Below are 2,211 nucleotides of genomic sequence, written 5' to 3'. Positions count from 1 at the left end.
ATTTTAACGTATACCGTCCCATGTGAATGCACCTCATCAGTTGGAGTTTTATGTCCAACTTTCGGGGTGCAGTTCATTTCGGCGGTCATCTAATTTTGTTCTATCAATTACACTCGTTTTTAGGATTGTGTAATTTACGGTTTGTCTCTTTCAAAGCTAGCTCCCACTCACGCCTACTTATATTGTCAAACAATGGCGTATTGTTTTTGACAGCGGCTTCATATTGATCAAAATTTTCAATCACATATGCAGCATAATCTCTAGCTGCTCTCCAAGTTATACAATCTCTCTTAGCCTGAATTTTAAGCTTGTCTTCTAAACGAGAGACTTCACTACTATCTGAATATCGATATATATCATGACTATTTGTTTGAGCTTCGGTATAAGCTGTTAAAAGCTTATAGTATGTATATTCAAACTCTTTGTCTGTAATAGCGAAGCTGCTCGTTGTACATAGAAACCCAAAAACTAGAATTATATATTTCATTGAAGTAACAACATTAATCTTTTGATGATTATACTTCAGAGTCCCAGCTCCTTAAATGTTTCCTCATCCAATCGCTTAAGCTCCTTCAAGGTATACAGCTTGCCTTCTGGATCAAGGAACTTATCAATGCTGTAATCGCCATTTTTATAGAGTTCATAGCGTTTTTTACCTAACCACTCTCGTTGAAAGTCCTCATGCTGTGTGGAGAACCATTCCTTGAAATTGGTATTAGCACTAACTTGACCAGCATCACCAGGCTTAACAACAAATGGCCTTTTCCCTGCAAACTTTTCATCTTCATTTTCCACATAAGGAACGTAAACAGTTCGATTACGAGGATGTACTGGGAAATGTGGGCGATTAGGATCATCAATATCATAAATATTGCCATCTTCTGAAGCACAGAACTTACAGGTGCGATTATCTAGAGTTGCTGATACTTTAAGTTTTTTAACACCCAAAGCTTTATAGGTCTCTTCATAGGCAGTATTGCTAATATGACTACGTGCAGTTCTCACCACCATATCAATAGACTGTCTAGACTGATTTAAAATCCCATCCTCATAATTGAGTTTTGATGTGCCCTTAATACGCTGGGTAATCTGCTGATTGGTCTGCCCTTGGGAAATACCATCTCGTATCACGTACTCAACACGGCGACGTGTGTTTTCTGCCATATCACTAAATATCTGATCGATCAGCATCCCACCTGCAAAAGGCTTTCGTTTAGCTTGTTTAAAGATACTTTCACCTAGAAGTGCTTTAATCGTCTTACCTAGCGTTTTGGCTTGGTGATTGGCCTCATATACAGCCAAAGCAATCGCAGATATTGCAAATGCCTCAGGCAAAGCCAAAGTAATGGTACTTTGCCATTCCCTCAAAAGGCTCCTCACCTCCTTGAGATTCGCCGTGGTATATCGTGCACCTGATAAAGCAATGCGTTCCGATTCACTCAACTCATCAAGTAAGTCTCGAAGTTTTGCCACCATCACATTTGATTCACGGTTAAACTTTTTAAGTAACTCGATCACTTCATGTGATGATAAGCGATGTAAATAAGCTTGATGTTGAATAATCGCATTAATCAGCAAATCATCTTTACTCGCCATATCACTCACCTGTTAGATCAAGTTTTCCCTCGCGCTCAGCATCTAGATTCTTCTGCTCATCATCATAGCTCTGCTTAGGGAACATACCCGACTGGTTGTACTCCCACCATGATTTAAACGAGCTATGGCCTTGCACTGCGCTTTCAAACAACTGTCGAGATAGATCGGCGAGATAACCTTGTTTATTAAACTCCTGACTAATTTCATAAAGCAGATCATCTTTAGTTAGTACATTCACATCAGGCATTACAAACTTTGCACACCAACGAAGTGCCATGCTTATCGCTTCATTAATATTGACTGTACACAGAGATAATACCGAATGTTGAACAGCATCATCATTTTTGGCTTCGGTGGCAGTCTTACTTGCTGAACCGTTCTCAACTAAACGTGCACCCATTTCCTTCATCTGTTGCCATTTATCTTTCATGGCCTCACGGGAAAGTGTATTGGGCTCAACCTGAGCAACACCAAATGAACCATCTTTAGGAATAGGCATCAATGTTTTAGAACCAACATAAACACCATTCTTACGGGATTCTTGAAACCAATTCCAATCTACACCCGTAACATAATACTGCGGCTGCCCCATGTAATAGACTGACTCTTGAAAGT

3 protein-coding genes are annotated in these 2,211 nt (G+C 39.7%); all 3 read right to left on the bottom strand.

Translation table 11 applies throughout. The features are described from left to right. Positions 1-103: 103 nt before the first annotated feature. Positions 104-487: a hypothetical protein gene (locus tag RFH42_RS16805; RefSeq protein ID WP_308977081.1), complete on the bottom strand. Its 384-nt coding sequence runs from the start codon at positions 485-487 to the stop codon at positions 104-106. A gap of 35 nt (positions 488-522) precedes the next feature. Next, complete coding sequence (locus RFH42_RS16800; protein WP_308977079.1) at positions 523-1,596, bottom strand: minor capsid protein; 1,074 nt, start codon at positions 1,594-1,596, stop codon at positions 523-525. A gap of 1 nt (position 1,597) precedes the next feature. After that, positions 1,598-2,211 (bottom strand): DUF4055 domain-containing protein (locus tag RFH42_RS16795; protein WP_308977077.1); only part of this gene is annotated, 614 nt, incomplete at its 5' end.

The organism is Acinetobacter rudis (assembly GCF_031157835.1).
GTDB lineage: Bacteria > Pseudomonadota > Gammaproteobacteria > Pseudomonadales > Moraxellaceae > Acinetobacter > Acinetobacter rudis_A.
The sequence above is the reverse complement of the archived record's forward strand: the minus strand, read 5'-3'. Positions and strand labels throughout refer to the sequence as shown.

What these genes read in the sequence shown, in the direction of transcription:
- RFH42_RS16805 (WP_308977081.1), bottom strand. Translation starts at nt 487, where the DNA reads ATGAAATATATAATTCTAGTTTTTGGGTTTCTATGTACAACGAGCAGC.
- RFH42_RS16800 (WP_308977079.1), bottom strand. Translation starts at nt 1,596, where the DNA reads ATGGCGAGTAAAGATGATTTGCTGATTAATGCGATTATTCAACATCAA.